The organism is Mesorhizobium sp. M7D.F.Ca.US.004.03.1.1, from assembly GCF_003998635.1.
Lineage (GTDB): Bacteria > Pseudomonadota > Alphaproteobacteria > Rhizobiales > Rhizobiaceae > Mesorhizobium > Mesorhizobium loti.
In genome coordinates, this window is sequence record NZ_RZQG01001849.1 from 1 (window position 1) to 414 (window position 414).

The following is a 414-nucleotide window of genomic DNA, read 5'->3' on the forward strand; positions in this document are numbered from 1 at the left end:
GTGTCGATCGGCGCGAATTGATCGTCGCCGGGCCGGTGTTCCACGATCCCGAACTAAAGCCAGTGTTCGACGTGCTCGGCCGCGTCGCCAGCCCGCAGCCGCCGTCACTGTTCGATTCGGCCTCGGCCACCGGACGCATCGCCCGTTTCTTCGATGTGGCGACGCCGGATAGCTTTGGCGCCTTTTCGCGCGCAGAACTGTCGGCGATCTCGGGCGCCATCGCCTATGTCGAGAAGACGCAGAAGGCCGAGCGCCCGCCGCTGTCGCGGCCGGAGCGCGAGGAGCAGGGCTCGACCCTGTTCATCGACCCGGCAACACGCGGCAATCTCGAACTGCTGCGCACACTGTCGGGCAGCCGCGAAGGCTCGCTGTTCAAGGCGATCGACCGCACGGTGACCGGCGGCGGCGCAAGAC

1 pseudogene is annotated in these 414 nt (G+C 67.6%); it reads left to right on the top strand.

Annotated features, from left to right (window positions below):
• Positions 1-414 (top strand): annotated as a pseudogene (locus EN935_RS40355) (DNA mismatch repair protein MutS); the annotation flags it as partial.